1 protein-coding gene, 2 tRNA genes and 1 pseudogene are annotated in these 2,062 nt (G+C 67.8%); 2 read left to right on the top strand and 2 right to left on the bottom strand.

What is annotated here, in order from left to right; all coding sequences use genetic code 11:
* Window positions 1-807 (bottom strand): annotated as a pseudogene (locus MEICH_RS30140) (hypothetical protein); the annotation flags it as partial.
* 11 nt (window positions 808-818) lie between these two features.
* The gene (locus tag MEICH_RS0108505; RefSeq protein ID WP_036219063.1) at window positions 819-1,439 is read right to left on the bottom strand and encodes a hypothetical protein; all 621 of its coding nucleotides are present in this window, start codon (window positions 1,437-1,439) and stop codon (window positions 819-821) included.
* Window positions 1,440-1,593: 154 nt separating this feature from the next.
* Between MEICH_RS0108505 and MEICH_RS0108500 the strand changes: the two genes are divergently transcribed.
* Both MEICH_RS0108500 and MEICH_RS0108495 read left to right on the top strand, forming a co-directional pair.
* Window positions 1,594-1,667 (top strand) — tRNA-Gln (locus tag MEICH_RS0108500).
* A gap of 67 nt (window positions 1,668-1,734) precedes the next feature.
* Window positions 1,735-1,809: transfer RNA gene (locus MEICH_RS0108495), tRNA-Glu, on the top strand.
* The last annotated feature ends 253 nt before the right edge of the window (window positions 1,810-2,062 follow it).

The raw sequence follows: 2,062 nt of genomic DNA, 5'->3' as shown, positions 1-2,062 counted from the left end.
CTGGGAACCCGCCCCCCCTTTGGCGGGGGGGGCGGTGACGGCTCGGGTTGGGGCGGGGCTCCGGGCCGCACCGGGCGAACTCGAGCTCACCCGCTGCAAGAAGCCCTTGGCCTGCTGGCTGAGCGCGTCGAGGTCCTTGCGGAAGCCCGCGAGGTCGCTGGCGGAGAGCTTGCTCAGGGCGTCGACGAAGGCGCGGGCGCTCAGGCCGCTGGCCCGGGGCGACTCCTGCACGACGAGGTAGAGGGTGTAGGCGCGGGTGGCCTCGAGGAAGGCCTGGGTGGCGCTGGTCTGGCTGCGGGCCCGCGAGAGGGCGTTGACGATGCCCTGGGCGTAGGTGCGCTCGAGGGTCCGGCGCACCTTGTCGATGTCGTTGCCCAGCCCCTGGATCTGGGCGGTGAGGGTCTTGGGCAGGGCGCTGGCGGCGACGAGGCGGGGCAGCAGGGCGCTGGCCATCTCGGACTGGCCGCCCCCCAGGGCGTCGAAGTAGCTGTCGTAGAGGGCCTTGCCCAGGAGGCTTCGCACCATCTGCAGGCGGGCCTCGAGGTCGGCCTTGCTCTTGCGGGCCAGCGAGGTCTGGGCGTCGCTCAGGGCGGTGGAGATGCCCTCGCGCAGCTTGGGCGAGAGCTCGTCACCCTCCTTGCTCAAGTACTCGCTGGCCTGCTTCAGGAGGTCGCTGGCCTGCTTGGGGTTGCTGCCCTGCACGCTCTGAATCTGGTTCATCAGCGAAGCGACCTTGTCGTACACGGTGGTCAGCGGGGCGGCCCAGGCCCAGGCCCCGAGGACGATTACGGCGATCCATCGTTTCATCATCAAGCCTCCTAGCGTGGTCTGGCCTCTTGGGGTACCGTCTGTAGCTGGCGCAGCCGGTAGAGCAGGTGTCCGGGGTTGGCGTCGTGGTCGGCAAGCACCGCCACCCAACTCTGGCCCATCCCACGCACCATAAGCTGGGCGTTTCCCATGACAGTGTAAAACATGGCGTACGGTTGCCGTAGGGAAAGTAACCGGTGGGCCGTGCCCACGAGCATGGGCAATTCCCCCGAGTCCTCCGGCAGGCGGATCTCCGACCCCCACGGCGTCTGGACCGCCACCCCGATGACGCCTTCGAAGCGGGCGAGCTCCTGCAAGAGGCTCACGCGCACCTCCGCCTCGCTGAGGTCGAGCCAGTCGGGGGGGAGCTCGAGGGTGGGCTCGCTCGGCAAGCTGACCGGCACCGCCGGCGTGCTCATGGGCACGGCGTGGGCCTGGCGCAGGGTCTTGACCAGCGCCTTGAGCGGCGGCACCTGCCCGGCAATGGGCAGCACCTGCCGCAACTCCGCCAAAAGCGGCCCCTCGATCAGCTCGATCCACTCCCCCGGCCCCATCATCCGCGGGTTCTTGCGGGCCTTGTGCAGCACCCGGCGCAGCAGGTTCTCCGCCGCCCCCCGCGACACATACGCCATCAGCGCTTCGACAATTTTGGCTTCAACATCCACTCGGTGACACCTTCCCAGGTGATTATAGGCGGGAGGGCTTGCCAAGCGCGTGACGATTGTGTACCATCTCTGATGCCCAATTCCGGGAGCACCCCGGGAGGGGGCGCCGCCAGAGCCTCGTTGGGGCGTCGTCTAACGGCAGGACTACGGATTCTGGCTCCGTCAATCGTGGTTCGAATCCACGCGCCCCAGCCAACTTATTCGCCTCCAGCCGCGAGTAATAGGCCTGGAAACAGCAAAACCGCCAGATCACCTCACGTCTGGCCCCATCGACTAGCGGTTAGGTCACCGCCCTTTCAAGGCGGCGGCAGGGGTTCGAATCCCCTTGGGGTCACCAGGCAACCCCCGGAAATTCCGGGGGTTTAGCTTTTCTTGAGGGTCGATGGTCGATGGTCGATGGTCGATAGCCGATAGCCCAACGCCCTGTTGAAATCAATCATCCACTTGGGTTGTGCCCGCCCCGCAGGCCAACTACAGCCCCACTCCCCAGGGGACACCCGCTCGTCCTGCGAACCCGTCCCCGGCCGGGGTGTGCGGCTCACGCGGGAGGGGGTGGGCGGGGTGGCGCAGACGAGCATGCCGCCGGCCCC

The organism is Calidithermus chliarophilus DSM 9957, from assembly GCF_000430045.1.
GTDB lineage: Bacteria > Deinococcota > Deinococci > Deinococcales > Thermaceae > Calidithermus > Calidithermus chliarophilus.
Note: the sequence above shows the minus strand (reverse complement) of the source record. Positions and strands in the feature narration are given on the sequence as shown.